The following is a 16,934-nucleotide window of genomic DNA, read 5'->3' on the forward strand; positions in this document are numbered from 1 at the left end:
CTAACGCTAGCCGATGTAGACGTCGCCGTCGCCGAGCCGGGCCGCCGGGTTGAGCAGCATCGCCGACTCCTGGCGCTTCTCCGGCCGGTCGTGGTCGAACCGTCGGTCCGCGGGCCGCTCGTACATCGGCGTACCGCCGGCGATCGCCGAGGCGAGCCGGCGCTGGCCGGCCAGCACACGGGCGGAGGCCTGCTCCAGGTAGGCCTCGCGCTGGCCCGGGTCCAATGCCGCCAGGAATGCCTGCGGGTGCACCAGCGCGACCAGACCGGACACGTGGCCGAACCCGAGGCTGGTGACCAACCCGGCCTTGAGCGGGAACTTCTCCCCGAGGTGCAGCGGCTCACGCACCCACACGAAGTGCCCGGCGGTGGCCAGCTCGTCGTCGACGCAGTCCAGGCTGCGGTTGGGTGGGATGACCCCGTCGCGCAGCACCTGGCACAGCCCCATCAGCTGGAAGACCGCCGCACCGCCCTTGGCGTGCCCGGTGAGGCTCTTCTGGCTGATCACGAACAGCGGCGCGCCATCCGAGCGGCCCAGCGAGTCGGCCAGCCGCTCGTGCAGCTCGGTCTCGTTGGGGTCGTTGGCCAGCGTCGAGGTGTCGTGCTTGGAGACCACCGCGATGTCGTCGGCACCGACGCCCAGCTTGGCCAGCGAACGGGCCAGCATCGAGTCCTTGCCGCCCCGGCCGGCACCCAGCGCACCCAGGCCGGGGGCCGGGATGGAGGTGTGCACGCCGTCGGCGAAGCTCTGCGCGTAGGCCACCACCGCCTGCACCGGCAGGCCCATCTTGGCCGCCAGGTCGCCGCGGGCCAGCAGGATGGTGCCACCACCCTGGGCCTCGACGAAGCCCAGTCGGCGCCGGTCGTTGGCACGGGAGAACTTCGAGTCGCTGATGCCCTTGGCCCGCATCATCTCGGTGTCGGCGGTGGCCGCCATGTCACCGAAGCCGATGATCGCTTCCAGGGTCAGGTCGTCGTAGCCGCCGGTGACCACCAGCTCGGCCTTGCCCAACCGGATCTTGTCGACACCCTCTTCCACCGACACCGCCGCGGTGGCACACGCGGCCACCGGGTGGATCATCGCGCCGTAGGATCCGACGTAGCTCTGAACCACGTGCGCGGCAACCACATTCGGCAGGACCTCCTGCAGGATGTCGTTCGGCTTGGACCGGCCCAGCAGGTTGCCGTGGTACATGGTCTGCATCGAGGTCATACCGCCCATGCCGGTGCCCTGGGTACTGGCCACCAGCGACGGGTGCACCCAGCGCATCAGCTCGGTCGGGGTGAAGCCCGCCGACAGGAACGCGTCCACGGTCGCGACGATGTTCCACAGCGCCACCCGGTCGATGGAGGTAGCCATGTCCTGGCTGATCCCCCACACCGTCGGGTCGAACCCGGTCGGGATCTGAGCGCCTACCGTGCGTGACAGCTTGCTCTTGCGCGGCACTCGAATCTCGGTGCCCGCCTTGCGGGTCACCTGCCAGTCCGACGAGTCCGGCACCGGGCGCACCACGGTGTGCTCGGGGTCGAACTCGACGAACGCCCGGGCGTCGGCCTCGCTGGACACCACGAACGAGAAGTCCTTGTCCAGGAACACACTGACCAGCAGCGGCGAGGCGTGGTCGGGGTCGATCGCGCCGTCGTCGACGAACTCGCGGACGCCGACCCGCTCCACGACGGCGTCGTGGTAACGCTCGACCAGTTCGGATTCGTCGATGAGCTCACCGGTTTCGGTGTCATACCAGCCTGGGGTCGGGTCGTCTTCCCACTTGACCAGTCCGGTGGTCCAGGCCAGCTCGAGCACCCCGGCGGCCGACAGCTCGCCGGAGACCTCCATCTCGAAGCGGGTGCGCGACGAGCCCAGCGGGCCCAGTTCGGCGCCGCCGACGATGACCACCAGGTCGGCCGGGTCGACGTCGAGGTCGTCCCAGACCGGTGGGGGCGCCGGGGTGTAACCGCGCGGCGGCGACGGGAGTGCGGCGATGGTTCCCTCCGCCGGCTCGTCGTCGTGCGCGGCCTCCGAGGTCATCTCCTCGCGGGCCTTGGCGGCCAGCTCGGCCATGTCCAGGTTCGCCTCGGCCAGGCCACCGGTCAGGTCGGCCTCGATCGGCGCGTTGGCCGCGGCCACCTTGGACTCGATGTCGCACAGGCTCAGCAGCATGGCCGCCATCTGCTCGGTCGAGTAGGTGGTGACGCCGGCCTCCTCGACAGCGTCGACGATGACGTCATTGTGGCCCATCAGGCCCGTGCCGCGGGTCCAGCCGATCAGGGCGTGCGCGAGGCTGACCCGAGACGCCCAGGACGACTCAGCCTTCCAGCGCGACACCAGCGCGTCCAGTGAGGCTTTGGCCTCGCCGTAGGCACCGTCACCGCCGAACATGCCGCGGTTGGGCGAGCCGGGCAGCACCACGTGCAGCCGGGAGGCGATGTCGCGTTCGGCGCCGATCTTCGACAGGCCACCGATCAGGCGCTGCACCGCCCACAGCAGCACCTTCATCTCCATCTCGGCCCGCGCCCCGGCCTCCGACAGGTCACCGGTGACCCGCGGTGCCGCGAAGGGGAACAGCAGCGTCGGCGTCTGCGCGTCCTTGAGGTGAATCGACTGCGGACCAAGGTTTTCGGACTGCTCGCTACCCACCCATTCGACGAGCGCGTCGATGTCGGCGTAGGAGGCCATGTTGGCCGGCACCACCCACAGCGCCGCGCCGAACCGGGCGTGGTCGCGGTAGAGGTTGCGGTAGAAGCCCAGCCGGTCGTCGTCGAGCTTGGAGGTGGTCGCGATGACGGTCGCACCGCCGTCGAGCAGCTGACCGACCACCGACGCGGCGATCGAGCCCTTCGATGCGCCGGTCACCACCGCGACCTCATCGCAGTAGCGGCCCCGGCCCGGGTTCTCCGCGCCGGCGGCGATCCGGGCGAACAGCGATGCATGGATCTGCTGGCCGGCCGCCAGAGCCCGGCCCTGCCACCAGGTCGCCTGGGTGGCGACCACGTGGCCGGCGCCCTCGAAGCGCTCGGCCAGCCGAGGCCAGTCGGCGTCGATGTCGCCTTCGTCGGTCAGCCACAGCTTGACCAGGTCTTCGCGGGCGCTGGCCCAGCGGTCGTCGAACAGCACCGCCTTGCGCCCGTCGAACGCCGGCGCCACCAGGCGCGGCCAGTCCGACCCCAGCTCGGCGGTGACCAGGTCGATGAGCTCGCTGTCAGTGGCGCCGGCCGAAACGGTCGCCGGCTCGTCGAACCCGAGCTGGCCCAGCACCATTCGGGCCGCCGAGGCGAGCACGCCGTCGCGGCCGGTGATCTGCTCGGTGAACTCGCCCAGTGCGGCGGCGTCCACCGTCGCGCCACCGCCCCCACCGGCCGACGGCAGGCTGACGGCCACGCCACGGCGGGCCGCGACGGCCGCGACGGCCGCATCAATCACCTTGTCGACCGCGGCGGCGTCGGCCAGCGCACCCTCATGCAGGCCGCCCAGGGCGCCGCCCCGGACGCTGGTGCCTTCGCGGGTGCCCAGCGCCACCTCGACGGTGACGTGCTTGGCCCAGCCGTCGCCGAGCTCCCAGGTCTTCTTCACCCGTTCGGCGATGGCGGCGGGCCGCTTGCCCGACGGTCCCAGGACGGTGCGCAGCTGATCGTTGATCGCGTCGGTCAGCACCGGGCCGTACGGCTTGTAGGTGCGCGCCAGCTTGGTGACCTGCGCCTTCAGCCCGGATAGGTCGGCTTCGGCGGCGCCGTCGATGGCGCCGAGGTTCAACTCCGAACCCAGGTCGACCAGCAGCTGGTTGCGCCGCGACGACGCGCCGTCGGTGATCGACTCGATGGAGTCCAGCGCCTCGATCTGGTCGATGCGCATCTTGGCGCTCAACGCGATCAGCGCCAGGGTGGCGTCGGCGGCGTCGAACCCGATGTCGTCGGGGCGCGGGCCCCCCGACGGCGCGGCGGGCGCGGCGGCGGGCGCCGGGGCAGCCGCCACAGCAACCTCGGCCGGCGCGCCAGCGTCGGAATCCTCGGCAACCGGCTCATCTTCCGGCTCGGGGTCGGTGTCGGTGGCGAACAGCACTGCCGCGTCCCGCTCGGCATTGAGCACTTCCACTGTGCTGTGGGCGTATTCGGGCAATTTGAGTGTGTTGGTGGCCAGTCCGGCAACCGTCGGAGCGGTCTTCACCCCGATCTCGACGAACCGCTCGACACCCAGGCCACCGGCGGCTTCCTCGATGAACAGCAGATCCTGGGTCTCGATCCAGCGCACCGGGCTGGCGAACTGCCAGGCCAGCAGCTCGATGACGACCTTGCGGCACAGCTCGGACGGCTTCTCGTTACGCCAGGTGTCGTAGTCGGCCAGGACCTCGTCGAGTGCGGTGGCCGGCACCACGTCGCGGATCTCCTGGATGAACTCCCGGTCCAGCGTGAACGGCTTGGGCACCAGGTTGGGGATGTAGCGCCCGACAATCAGAGCCGGGTCCTGGCCGTGCGGCATCACCCGTTCCAACGAACGCCGGAAGTCGTCGACGCCGATGCGCAGCACACTCGAGTGGAACGGCACGTCGATCCCGGGAACCAGAATGAACGACCGCTTACCGCCGGAGATCTCCCGGCGCCGCTCGACCTCGGCCTCCAGAGCCTCCAGGCCGGCTACCGTGCCGGCGATCGCGTACTGCGAACCGCGCAGGTTGAAGTTCACGATCTCCAGGAACTCCCCGGTGCGCTCGGAGATCTCGGCGACGAACGCGGTGACGTCGGCGTCGTCGAGGTCGATCTGCGACGGCCGGATGGCGGCCAGCCGGTAGTTGGACCGCCCCATGGCGTCCCGCGGCACGATGTCGTGCATGTTCGATCCGCGCTGGAATACGGCCTCCAGCAACGCTTCCAGTTCGAAGACACCGCTGACGCACGCCAGTGCGGTGTACTCACCGACCGAGTGCCCGCAGGTGATGGCGCCCTCCACGAAGGCACCTTGCTCGCGCATCTCGGCGACCTGTGCGGCCGCCGTTGTCGCCATGGCGACCTGGGTGAACTGCGTCAGGTACAGCACACCCTCGGGGTGGTGGTAATGCACGCCGGCGGCGATCAGCGAAGTCGGGTTGTCACGCACCACGTGTAGTACCGAGAAGCCCAGGGTGTCGCGGGTAAATTTGTCCGCGGAGTCCCAGACCTTGCGCGCCGCCTTGGAGCGGGCGCGGACGTCCATGCCCATGCCCTTGTGCTGGATGCCCTGACCCGGGAACGCGTAGACGGTCTTCGGCGCGGTCAGGCGGGCGGTCGCCGACATCACCAGGTCCGACCCGATGCGTGCGGACACCTCCAAAACCTCTGCGCCGAGGTCGATTCCGACCCGGTCCACCCGGAAGTCGACGTCGTCGCCGGGCTTGACCATGCCCAGGAAGCGAGCGGTCCAGCCGAGCAGCCGCGCGGGCGGGCGGGCTTGGCCGTCGGTGGCGGTCACCACGTGCTGCGCCGCAGCCGAGAGCCACATGCCGTGCACGATGGGCGATTCCAGGCCGGCCAGCAGTGCGGCGGCCCGGTCGGTGTGGATGGGGTTGTGGTCTCCGGAGACCACCGCGAACGGCCGCATATCGACCGGTGCGGTGATGGTGACGTCGCGCCGGCGGCGGCGCGGGGTGTCGGTGGCGTTGTCGGAGACGGCGCCGCCCGCCCGGACCGGGTCGGTCAGCTCCGCCGCGCCGGTGCGCCCGCGGATCGCGAAGCGCTCCTCCAAGGTGGCCAGCACGGTTCCATCGGCCGCGGAGACCGTGACCGAGACCGGAACGACGCGTCCGACTTCGGTGTCAGTAGCCGCCGAAGCCGTTGCGGTGACGGTCAATTCGGCCGGGTCCGCCGGTAGCGCGGCATGCAGGCGCGCCGCGTGGTCCAGGTGCACCAGCGACAGCAGGCCTTCGACAACCGGGAATCCGGCGTCGGTGGTGGCCGAGCCGATGGCGGCGAATACCGCGGGCCAGCAACGACCGACCAGCGCGTCGGGCACCGTTGAGAGTCCCGGCGCCAGTGGCGCGCCGAACGTGGCGGTCACCCCGGTGTGGTCGGCGACCTGCTCGGGGTTCCACGCCACCGTCACGGTGGCCGCGCCGTCGCGCACCGGCGGAAGTGCCTCGGGGCCGTCGACGCCGGCGGCGATGGCCAGCACCGAACGCATCGCTGCGGCGGCGTCCTCGGTGGAGACCAGCGGGGTGGCGCCATCGACGACGGATGCCGGCACGGTGAAGCGAATGTCGATCCAGACGCCGGACAGCGGCACGCTGAGCACGACGGCCGACTCCGAGACGACCTCCAGTCGCGCCCCCGTCGTCGGGTGGGTGGCGGTGCGGTTCTCGTGCACCTGCCACTGGTCGGCACCGGCGATCCGGTGCACCGGGTTGGTGGCGGTGCGACCGGCCCACAACACATCGGGGGCGTCGAGCAGCACAGCCAGCGGGCCGGTCACGTCGGTGCGGCCCTGGCGGCGCGCTGTCACCGGCGTGGGCTGCGCACCCTTGGCCAGCACCTGGTCGATCGCCGCCTGCTCGAAGCGGTCCAGCAGCTCGCCGACCGGCTCGTCGACCCGGGTGATACCGGCGACGGCGGTGATGCCGGGAATGATGCAGACCTGGTCGGCGGCGTAGCGGGCGTCGTGCGCCTGCCACAGCGAGTCACTGCGCCACCAGCGACGCACGTCCTTGTCGATCACCGGCACGAAGTTGACCGGCTTGCCCGGCGTCTTGCACAGCTGGGTGAAGAACGGTGCGTCGGCCGGGTGCAGCACGACGGTCTCGGCGTCGGGGTAACGCGCCACCAGCGCCGCGATGGCGGCGGCCGGGCGCTCCAGAATCGCCTGTCCCTCTTCGGTATCGGCGAACAGTGTCTCGATGGGGCCGGACTCGACCTCGTTGAGCCGGGCTTCGGCGCGCTGCAGCATCGAGCCGAACCGCTCCCGCCAGGTGTCGGCCAGCCAGGGGCTGTCCGGTGATGCGGTGTCGGCGGTCGAGTCGCCGTCACCGATGGCCAATTCCACGTAGCGGCGCAGCCACTGGGCGTAGGTCATCTCGGTGACGTCGCCGAAGTACGGCTTGGCGGTGTCGGCCAGTGCGGCGATGATCTCGTCGCGGCGGGCCGCGACCGCATCGCCGTCGCCGGCGACCTCGTCGAGCAACCGGCCGCACCGCGACGCGGTGTTGTCGATCTCGTGGATGTCGGCACCGAGCTGGCTGCGCGAAGAAGCCATGCCGCCCTGGGCTTTTCCGGCGCCGATCCAGTGGTCGGTGCCCTTGGTGTCGACCAGCATCTGCTTCACCGCCGGCGACGTGGTGGCCTCCTTGGTGGCCATCGCCGCGGTGCCGACGAGGATGCCGTCGACGGGCATCAGCGGGAAGCCGTGCTCCTGCGACCACTGCCCGGACAGGTATTCGGCGGCCCGCTCGGGGGTGCCGATGCCGCCGCCGACACACAGTGTGATGTTGGGCTGCGAGCGCAGCTCCGAGTAGGTCGCCAGCAGCAGGTCGTCCAGGTCTTCCCAGGAGTGGTGACCGCCGGCGCGGCCGCCCTCGACGTGCGCGATCACCGGGGTGGTGGGCACCTCGGCGGCAATGCGGATCACCGACCGGATCTGCTCGACGGTGCCCGGCTTGAACACCACGTGGCTGATGCCGGCCTCGTTGAGCTCGGCGATCAGCTCGACGGCTTCCTCGAGGTCGGGGATGCCGGCGCTGATCACCAGTCCGTCGAACGGGGCACCGGACTGACGGGCCTTCTGCACCAAGCGCTTTCCACCCACCTGCAACTTCCACAGGTAGGGGTCCAGGAACAACGAGTTGAACTGGACGGTGCGACCCGGCTCCAGCAGGGTGGTCAGCTCGGCTATCCGGTCGTTGAAGATCTCCTCGGTGACCTGCCCGCCGCCGGCCAGCTCGGACCAGTGTCCGGCGTTGGCGGCCGCGGCGACGATCTTGGCGTCGACGGTGGTCGGCGTCATGCCGGCCAGCAGGATCGGCGACCGGCCGGTCAGGCGGGTGAACTTGGTGTCGAGCTTGATCCGGCCGTCGGGCAGCTGCACCACCGACGGGGCGTAGCTCGTCCACGGCCGGGCCACCTCCGGCACGGCGCCGATGGTGAACAGGTTGCGCTGTCCGCCGCGGGTGGCCACCGGCACGATCCCGATGCCCAGGCCGCGGATCACCGGTGCGGTCAGCCGGGTCAGGATGTCTCCGGGACCCAGGTCCAGAATCCAGCGGGCGCCCGCGTCATGCAAAGCGGTGATCTCGTCGACCCAGTCCACCTGGCTCACCAGGATCGCCTCGGCCATCGCGCGGGCCAGCTCCACGTCAAGGCCCGCCTGGGCCGCCCACTGGCCGACGATCTCGATGCCATCGGACAGCCGCGGCGAGTGGAATCCGACCTCGACCTGCACCGGCTCGAAGACCGGGGCGAAGACCGCACCGCCGCGCAGCTTGTTCTTGCGCTCGGCGGCCTCCTTGTCGGCGATCTGCTCGCAGTAGAGCTCGAAGCGGGACAGCTGCTCGGGGGTGCCGGTGATGACGACCGCACGCCGGCCGTTGCGGATGGACAGCACCGGCGGCAGCACGGTGCGCACGTCGGTGGCGAACTCCTCCAGCAGTTGCTGGATCCGCTCCGGGTCGGCGCCTGCGACGGACACCATCGGCGGGCGGTCGCCCAGGATCGAGATGCCGCGGCGGCGGGCCACCAGGGTTCCGGCGGCGCCGACCAGCTGGGCGATCGCCAGCAGCTGCACGTCGGTGGCACCACCGGCTTTCAGCGACTCGACGGCCAGGACGCCCTGCGAGTGCCCCGCGACGGCGACCGGCGGGGTGGCCGACAGGTCCAGGCCCTGACGGTGCAGCGCCCGTACCGCTGCGATCTGCGTCAACAGGACGCCCGGGACCGACACTGCGGCCGAGGTCAGCTGCTTGGCCGACGGGATCGGGTCCTCGGCCGCCAGAGCGCGCACCCATTGCAGCGGCTCGAAGCCGATGGGCCGGACCACGACGAGTTCCTTGGCGACCGGCTCCAACAGCAGCTCGGACTCTCCGGCCAGCGTGGCCAGCTCGGTCTCGATCCCGGCCGAGGACACCAGCTCCTCGAGCGATTCCAGCCAGGCGCTGCCCTGACCGCCGAAGGCGACTGCGTACGGCTCGCCGGCCGTCAGACGATCCACCAGAGCGGACGAGGCGTTGGCGAACGGCCCCGAGCCGGCGCCGTCGGCGGACACCCGGTCATGTTCGTGGATCGTCACGTTAAATTTTCTCCCCTGCTCTGGCATATCGCGTCTTGATTCGTCGTCGGCCGGCATCACCGGCTGGTCCCCTGGGTGGGAGGCGGGCACTCGCGTCGTCGCGGCCGCGCTACAGCAGTAAGAGTGTCATAAGAACCTGTGCCGTTTCTGCAGCTAATGGGTTACTCACGAGTTCTACGCTTGGGTAACCCACCTGCGAATATCACGCGCTCCGACGGCGCCTCGGATCATCGGGACCAAACGTCCTGCGTGCGTGGGGTTACGGTCGAGTAGCTACAACAGCGCTGATCAAGGCCACATTGTTATCTAATCGTTATGTTCGCGTCCGGCGAAACAATGTCGCCGTGGACAGCCGATGTCGCAGTGTCCACCGTGCGCGGTGATCCCCGCCACTCGCGGGTCAGGCCCACTGGCCGAACTGGGGTGTGCGGACCTCGTTGACATCCACCCCGACGTTGCCGACCTTGCGCTTGTCGATCTCGACCTGATGCAGGTTGGCTGCCGGGTGCGCGATACCGCCGGGCGAGCCCCAGTTGTGTTGCCAGAACCACGAACCCAGGCCGTCTTGCACCGCCCACTCGATCGTCCTGGAGTTGGCGTACACACCCGTGCGTTCATGCCCGATCACCGACTCCCAGCCGCGCAGGTAAGGGGCCACCTGCGCCTGGTACTGCTCGTAGGAGGGGTTGTCGTCGATCGAGGCGTAGATCGGAGCGCTGTCCGGGCCGCCCGCCGCGGCATGCAGCTGCAATCCCCGCCGGGCGTGCTCGACGCCGGCCGCCTGGCCGCCTAGCCAGTCGGCGGTCGCCTGTTTGCCGTACTGGTAGCAGGAGACGATCTTGAGGCCGTTCTGGTTCAGGTCGTGCGCTTCGGCCGGCTGCATCGGCTTGCCGAGCATCCAGTCGGCGCCGGGCCGGCGGTCGGAGACGTAGCGGATGGCGCCGATCGCACCGGCCGCCCGGATCTCCTCGGCGGACAGCACCCCGGCCGCGTAGTCCAGCAGGATGCCCAGCGGAGCCGCCTCGGCGGTCGCGGCCGCCAGCGCCGACGCCGCAGCGCCGAGACCGACCGCAGCCGGGGCGGTTGCGGCAAATTTGAGCACGTCGCGCCGGGAAATCAACACGCGCCAAAGGATACGGGAGATACCGCCGCGCACGGGCGGCTGAGCACCGCAGGGCAGGATGGGCGGGTGGCACAGGCGCGGAGGTCGGGTCGCTGGATGCGTCCCTGGATCGTGTGGGGCACCGGCCTGTTGTCCTATGTGGTCGCGGTGCTGGACCGCACCACCTTCGGGGTGTCCGGGTTGGACGCTGCCGACCGGTTCAGCACCGGGCCGGGCGCGCTGTCGTCGTTCGTGATCCTGCAGCTCATCGTTTACGCCGCCATGCAGATTCCGGCCGGAGTGCTGCTGGACCGCTTCGGCCCCAAGGCGATGATCGCCAGCGGCGTCGCGGTGCTCTCCGCCGCACAGTTGACGCTGTCGCTGACCCATTCGCTGCCCGTCGCGGTCGGCGCATACGGCGTCGTCGGCCTGGGCGATGCGTTCGTGTTCATCTCGGTCATCCGGTTGCTGCCCAATTGGTTTGCACCCGAGCGCGTTCCGTTGCTGACCCAACTGACCGGGATCTGCGGCCAGTTCGGGCAGCTGCTTTCGGCGGTGCCGTTCCTGGCGATTCTGCTGCACGGCGGCTGGACGGCGGCTTACCTCTCGGCAGCCGCCCTGGGTGTGCTGGCCGTCGCACTGACCCTCGCCCTGTGCCGGGACGCCCCGGCCGGGACGCCGGTTGCCGTACAGCCGAGAACGTTTCGTGCGGTATTCGGTGACGTCAAGACCGTCTGGTCCCGGCCCGGCACCAAATTGGGGTTCTTCACCCACCTGGGCACGCCGTTCTCGGCGAACGTCTTCGCGCTGATGTGGGGCGTGCCCTACCTGACCACCGCCCAGGGGCTTTCGCGCGGCGTGGCCGGTGCGTTGCTGACGCTGTCGGTGGCAACCTTCGTCGTGGTCGGGCTGCTGACCGGAACCTTGTCGGCGCGCCGGCCTCAACACCGGACAGGCCTCGTGCTGGCGATGATCGCGCTGACCGCCGCGATCTGGGGGGTGCTGCTGACGTTGCCCTCCCCCGCGCCGCGCTGGCTGCTGGTGGTGCTGATCGTGGTGATCTCGGCGGGCCAGCCGGTGTCGATTTTGGCCTTCGACTTTGCCCGCACCTACAACCCGCCCGCCGCGTTGGGCACCGCGCAGGGCATGGTTAACACCGGCGGTTTCATCGCCACGCTGCTGATCATGCAGGCGATGGGGATCGTCATCGCGATGGCCGGCGGTTATTCGTTCTCGGCCTTCCGGCTGGCCTGGACCGTCCAATACGTGATCTGGGCGGTCGCCGCCGTGGGCGTGGTGGTCAACTCGCGCAAAACACAGCACTCCGAGACGCTGGGTGAGGCGCCCACCCCGGTGGTCGCTGCCGAGCGCTGACCGCTCAGACGGTCGATCGATACGGGTCCGGCGACTGCGGACAATAGGCCTGTCGAGCCGCATTGATGATGGCGTGCGCTTTATCAGGCGACACTTCCAGATTCGCGATCACCGAAATCGGCACCAGCCTGGGGGAACTGCCCAGCGCCGAACAGACCGCATGACCCTCCTGGACCAGCAGATCCCGCAGCGAGGAGCACTTGATGGAGCCGCAGACCTGCTTGTCGTAGTCAGGGTGCAGCCCCTCTTGCTCCAGGTCGTTGAAGAACACCTGGTCGTCATTGCTGAGTGGGTCGCCGAATGCCGCGGGAGCAGGTGCTAGGGCAAAGCCGGCCAGTACCGCGCCGAGCGCCGTTGCGAAGAGTTGTTTTTTCATCACACCGCGCCAATCCGAGAAGGACTAATACACCCCATTCTGGCACCAGCGGCCGTCCGGGGCGGGGGAAAGTCGAGCAGTCGGCCGCCGGTTATCGTCGCCCGATCCGGCGGGCAGCGGCGTGTTAGCTGGCGAAGCGTTGGAAGTGCGTGCTCGCGCGCCGCCGGCGACTGCACAAAACTGCTGGTCGGACGCAGTCCTGAAACTTGACGCGGAAGTAAATATCAAGCCTCCGCATTTATTAGCTAGCTGGCATGGCACTATCAGCAACCCCGGCTATCGTCCGTTTCGCGCTTTTCAGCTCGGTGGGTCCCTCGACGATGCGGCCACGCCACCGGGTGTGGTGTGCCAATGGGGGAAGACATGGCAGTTGCTGTACACCGTCGCCGGTATCCGCAGGCCGGCTTGATAGTCGTTGCGACCAGCGCCGTGGTCGTCGCTCAGGCCGCAGCGGTCCAGCCGTGGCCAGCGGGAACGTCGATTCTCGACCGAGCCGTGCGCCTGGTAGCCGGCGACTCCATCCTCAACGTGCCTTTCAACTTGTTCCAAGACCTCTTCAACATTCCGGCGAACGAGGTCGCCGCCACCAATGTGCTGGCGGATTCCTTCTTCTCGACCGGCACCTGGTGGACGCCGAGCGCCACGAACCTGTGGGGCGAGGACCCCGGCGACCCGGGGCACTTCATGGCCATCTTCGACTTCCTGTTTCCGTTCGCCCCGCAGGTCTCCGGCCTGGACCAGCCCGAGATCGATCCGGCCTTGCTGGCGAACGGGACCGCGGGTCTGGGGCAGCAGTTCGCCATGCTGGCGGCGGCCGAACTTCCGGTCAGCGCATCGTGCGACGCGGTGCAATGCGCGCCGCTGGTGCCGACGGACCCGATCACCGGTCTTACCGCGCTCGACAGGCTGATCGACTTCGAGAAGGTGTTCACGAACTTTCCCAACGCCGACAACCAATTAGGACTCTTCAGCCACTGGTTGAAGGTGCCGTTGCAGCAGCTGCTCACCGGATACCAGTTTCCGTCCACCCCCGCCGACACCGCCAACCCGACAGCGGCCGGAATCGCGGACCCCTCGGCTGGCGTCGGCCCGGGCGGTTCGGTTCCGGGCGCCCCACTGGATGCGGTACCCGGCAGCGAGGCTCAGCCCGGCTTCGGTTTCCCGGGCACCACCACCGGGCCCGACGGTGCGAACTTGATGCCCTGGGCAGGAACCGACGTCCAGCTCAATCCGCTCGGGCCGTTCGAGCAGTGGTTCCAGAGCCTGGAGGCACCGGTCAACCTGAACGGCTTCCAGCTCGTCGGCCCGGACGACGTGGGCCAGGCGCTGAAGGCGCTGGCCGCCGGGATGGTGGTGGACTTCAACCCGTTCACCCCGGGCAGTCCGCTGTGCCCGGAGCTCTGCGACCAGCCCCCGTTCGCCCCGCCCTTCGGGCTGACCACAGCGGACCTGGTTCAGTCGATCCAAAACGTCGGGCCGCCCAATCCGCTCATCAGCGAGTGGCTGAGCCTCAACAGCTCAGGACTGGCGAACGCGCCGACACCGGAGCAGATCGACGCCACCGTGGCCGGTCTGCAGACCGGCTGGTTCACCTTGAACCCGGACACCGAAAATCAGATCGTTGATTACCTCGACGACATCAACCCCAACTTGGCAAAGCTCCTGGTCAACTCGGGACTGATGACCGACCCGGCTTACCTGGGGCCGTGGGCCGGGACCGGAGGCCCGGATAGCGGCGTCGACGTTCCCGCGGTGCCGAGCGAGCTGGGCGGGCTGGACCAGACGCAGATCTGGCCCGACCTGCTCGGCGTCGTCGACCCCACGGGGAGTCTGTCTAATGACCTCTCCGATTTCTGGGCTTCGCTGTCGAGCATCTGGGACGGGTTCGGTCTCTAAGCGGCTAGCCCACGCCAGTCGGTTCACATTTTTGTGCGGGCGGAGGGACTCGAACCCTCACGCTCTTTCGAGCAATGGCACCTAAAGCCATCATGTCTGCCAATTCCATCACGCCCGCGGACGTACGAATCCTACCGGGCTAGCCGATCGAAAAATCTGTCGGTGTTCCGAACTACGTTGGGGTACAACGCGCGGAAAGGCAGTGTCATGCGATCCAGCGAGGAGTTCGAGGCCGTACAGCTACTTATCGCGGCGGGCCTCAACGACTGCGCTATCGCACGACAGACCTCCATTCCTCGACGCACCGTGCGGGACTGGAGATGCCGGCCACAGGTTTTGTCCCGACAATCCTCAACTTCCCCGCATTGCGTCCACGACTTCGCCAGCCTGGCGCCGAACGATTACAGCTACCTGCTCGGTCTTTACCTGGGTGACGGCTGCATCTCCCGGTACCGCCGAGTATGGCGTCTCAGGGTCACGCTCGATGCCAAGTACCCGGACATCATCGAGCGGTGCATGAAAACGATCGACATAATTATGCCAGGGCAGCGGGCGGCAACGTTTTACCGTTCCGATAATTGCGCCGAGGTTTACTTGTACTCCAAACACTGGCCCTGCCTCTTCCCGCAGCACGCTTTCGGCAAGAAGCACGATCGGCCGATCCGGCTCAAGCCCTGGCAGCAAGAACTCGTAAAGCAGGCAACCGAGGAATTCATCCGCGGCCTGATCGACAGCGATGGCTGCCGGGTGGTGGCGAACGACGGCGGTGTGCGCAGTGTGCGCTACCACTTCTCCAACCGCTCCGCGGACATTCGCGGTCTGTTCTGCACGGCACTGGATCGCCTCGGAATCCCATGGACGCAGAACAGCGAGTATCAGATCGCCGTCTACCGGAAAGCCGCCACGGCACGGCTCGACGAGTTCGTCGGCCCGAAGACCTGACAGGGCGCCCGCGACGGCGCGGTACCGTCAAGGGGTGTCCACTACACGGCGTCGGAGACCGGCACTGATCGTGCTAGTAATCGTCGCTGCCTGCGCGTGCTTGGCGCTGGGCTGGTGGCAGTGGACCCGATTCCAGGAGGTCAACGGCACCTTTCAGAACCTCGGCTACGCCCTGCAGTGGCCGCTGTTCGCCTGGTTCTGCCTCTACGCCTACCGCAAATTCGTCCGCTATGAAGAAGCACCGCCCGAACCACACCCGGCCGACGCGGTGACTGAGATACCGGCCGAGCTGCTGCCCGAGCGGCCCGCGCCCGCCGCCGCGCCCACCGACGACCCCGCACTCCGGGAGTACAACGCCTACCTGGCCGAGCTCACCGAGAACGAACGAAAGAACAGGAACCCCGCATGACCGAGACACCCGCCCAGGCCGCTCCCGCGGAGAAGATCCGCAGCGCACTGCTGCCCTACCGGGTCATGGCGTGGGCGACCGGTGTCTGGCTGATCGCGCTGTGCTACGAGGTGTTCGTGCGCTACGTGGTCAAGGTGGACAACCCGCCCACCTGGATCGGCGTGGTGCACGGCTGGGTGTACTTCGTCTACCTGCTGGCCACGTTCAATTTGGCGGTCAAGGTGCGCTGGCCGCTGCCCAAGACCATCGGGATCCTGCTGGCCGGCACCATTCCCCTGCTGGGCATCATCGTCGAGCACTTCCAGAGCCGAAACATCAAGACGCAGTTCAACCTATAAAGCCGCGGACTCACGTCGGCGGCGGGTTCACCCAACGCTGCACCCCGCCGTGGTTGGAGCAGGCACCGCGGCGCTGCTTACTGAACGAGTAGCTGCCGTCGCGGCAGATCGCGCTGACGCCGGCCGGCGGCGAGGCCGGCTCGATCGATGTCACCGGTGGCGGCACGAACGTCTGGGTCGGCGCCGGCACGGGCGGGGACATCAGCGGCGCCGGCGGCTCTGCCGACTCCGTCACCGTGACGGTCACCCGATGCGTCGCAGGCACCTTGCTGGTCGGTGCGGCCGGCACGACGTCGTCGCGCACGTCGCCGCGATCGGCCACCCCCGGCGCACCGGCCACCGCCGCCAGCAGCGCGGCGACACCTACCAACCACGGCCAGCGGCGCCGGGCGGTACCGGCCGTGACCACCGTCGGCTCCGAGACGGCGGCCCCGCCCAGCGCCTGGGCGAAGGCACGGCAGCTGCCGAACCGCTCGGCGGGCTCTTTGGCCAGGCCGGTGGCCAGCACCTCGTCGAGATGAGCCAATTCCGGTCGCCGCTCGCTCAGCCGCGGCGGTGCGGCGGTCAGGTGCCGGCTGATGACCGTCACCGGGTTGTCATCGCGGAATGGCGGAACCCCGGCGAGCAGATGAAATGCCGTGGCGGCCAGCGCGTATTGGTCGGCCCGGCTATCGAGGTCATCGCCGCGCAGCTGTTCTGGTGCGGCATAGCACAAGGTGCCGACAGTGAAGTTGGTGGCGGTCAATCCGTTCGTGGCACCCAGTTGCCGACCGATTCCGAAGTCGGCCAACAGAATCCGCTGGGATTCGCCTTCGGGATCGGCGATCAGTATGTTTGCCGGCTTGACGTCGCGGTGCAGCAGTCCGCGCTGATGCGCGTGGTCCAGCGCCTCGGCGATCGCGCCGACGATCCGCAGAGCGTCTGCCTCGGGCATGCCGTCCGGATACTGCTCGGCGAGGAAACGTGCCGCGTCGGTGCCCGGCACGTAGTCCATGGCGATCCACAGCTGCCCCTCGAACTCGCCGCGGTCATGGACGCCGACGATGTTGGGATGGAACAGCGTCGCCGCCAGGTCGGCCTCCAGCTGGAACCGTTGGCGGAACTCGCTGTCGGTGGTCAGGTTGGCGGGCAGGACTTTGAGCGCGTCGCGACGCGGCAGCCGCGGGTGCGCGGCCAGATACACCTCGCCCATCGCGCCCGAGCCGAGCAGGCATTCGATGCGGTAACCGGCGAACTCGGCGCCGAACGCTAGCGGCACGG

General features: G+C 68.7%; 9 protein-coding genes and 1 tRNA gene. 5 read left to right on the forward strand and 5 right to left on the reverse strand.

The window, feature by feature from the left end; translation table 11 throughout:
* Window positions 1-6: 6 nt before the first annotated feature.
* Window positions 7-9,237, reverse strand: coding sequence for a type I polyketide synthase (locus A5771_RS01375; RefSeq protein ID WP_064853401.1), 9,231 nt, complete (start codon window positions 9,235-9,237; stop codon window positions 7-9).
* A gap of 400 nt (window positions 9,238-9,637) precedes the next feature.
* A complete protein-coding gene (locus A5771_RS01380; protein ID WP_064853402.1) occupies window positions 9,638-10,360 on the reverse strand; it encodes a DUF1906 domain-containing protein in 723 nt (240 codons plus the stop codon).
* 96 nt (window positions 10,361-10,456) lie between these two features.
* Here A5771_RS01380 and A5771_RS01385 point away from each other — a divergent pair, with 96 nt between their 5' ends.
* The gene (locus tag A5771_RS01385) at window positions 10,457-11,713 is read left to right on the forward strand and encodes an MFS transporter (RefSeq protein ID WP_234782890.1); all 1,257 of its coding nucleotides are present in this window, start codon (window positions 10,457-10,459) and stop codon (window positions 11,711-11,713) included.
* 4 nt (window positions 11,714-11,717) lie between these two features.
* Here A5771_RS01385 and A5771_RS01390 read toward each other — a convergent pair whose 3' ends face one another.
* Window positions 11,718-12,089 carry a DUF732 domain-containing protein gene (locus A5771_RS01390; protein WP_064853403.1) on the reverse strand — a complete coding sequence of 124 codons (372 nt, stop codon included), beginning with the start codon at window positions 12,087-12,089 and terminating at the stop codon, window positions 11,718-11,720.
* 363 nt (window positions 12,090-12,452) lie between these two features.
* Here A5771_RS01390 and A5771_RS01395 point away from each other — a divergent pair, with 363 nt between their 5' ends.
* The gene (locus A5771_RS01395; protein WP_131808877.1) at window positions 12,453-13,985 is read left to right on the forward strand and encodes a hypothetical protein; all 1,533 of its coding nucleotides are present in this window, start codon (window positions 12,453-12,455) and stop codon (window positions 13,983-13,985) included.
* A 34-nt stretch (window positions 13,986-14,019) separates the two neighbouring features.
* On the opposite strand, the gene A5771_RS01400 is transcribed toward A5771_RS01395, so the two are convergent.
* A tRNA-Leu gene (locus A5771_RS01400) sits at window positions 14,020-14,103 on the reverse strand.
* An 89-nt stretch (window positions 14,104-14,192) separates the two neighbouring features.
* On the opposite strand from A5771_RS01400, the gene A5771_RS01405 reads away from it, so the two are divergent.
* Genes A5771_RS01405 through A5771_RS01415 form a run of 3 tightly spaced genes read left to right on the forward strand, consistent with a single transcriptional unit; the run spans window position 14,193 to window position 15,674 of the window.
* Window positions 14,193-14,927 (forward strand): LAGLIDADG family homing endonuclease, encoded by a 735-nt coding sequence (locus A5771_RS01405; RefSeq protein WP_064853440.1) that lies wholly within the window; start codon window positions 14,193-14,195, stop codon window positions 14,925-14,927.
* 34 nt (window positions 14,928-14,961) lie between these two features.
* Entirely contained in the window at window positions 14,962-15,336 is a 375-nt protein-coding gene (locus A5771_RS01410; RefSeq protein WP_207545369.1) for a hypothetical protein, read from the forward strand.
* Window positions 15,333-15,674 carry a DUF3817 domain-containing protein gene (locus A5771_RS01415; protein WP_064853406.1) on the forward strand — a complete coding sequence of 114 codons (342 nt, stop codon included), beginning with the start codon at window positions 15,333-15,335 and terminating at the stop codon, window positions 15,672-15,674. Before A5771_RS01410 ends, A5771_RS01415 begins: the two co-directional genes overlap by 4 nt.
* A 10-nt stretch (window positions 15,675-15,684) precedes the next feature.
* Here the strand turns inward: A5771_RS01415 and A5771_RS01420 are convergent, their stop codons facing one another.
* Entirely contained in the window at window positions 15,685-16,932 is a 1,248-nt protein-coding gene (locus A5771_RS01420; RefSeq protein ID WP_064853407.1) for a protein kinase domain-containing protein, read from the reverse strand.
* Between the last annotated feature and the right edge of the window lie 2 nt (window positions 16,933-16,934).

The sequence above is a fragment of the Mycolicibacter sinensis genome, from assembly GCF_001667375.1.
In the GTDB taxonomy this organism is placed as follows: domain Bacteria; phylum Actinomycetota; class Actinomycetes; order Mycobacteriales; family Mycobacteriaceae; genus Mycobacterium; species Mycobacterium sinense_A.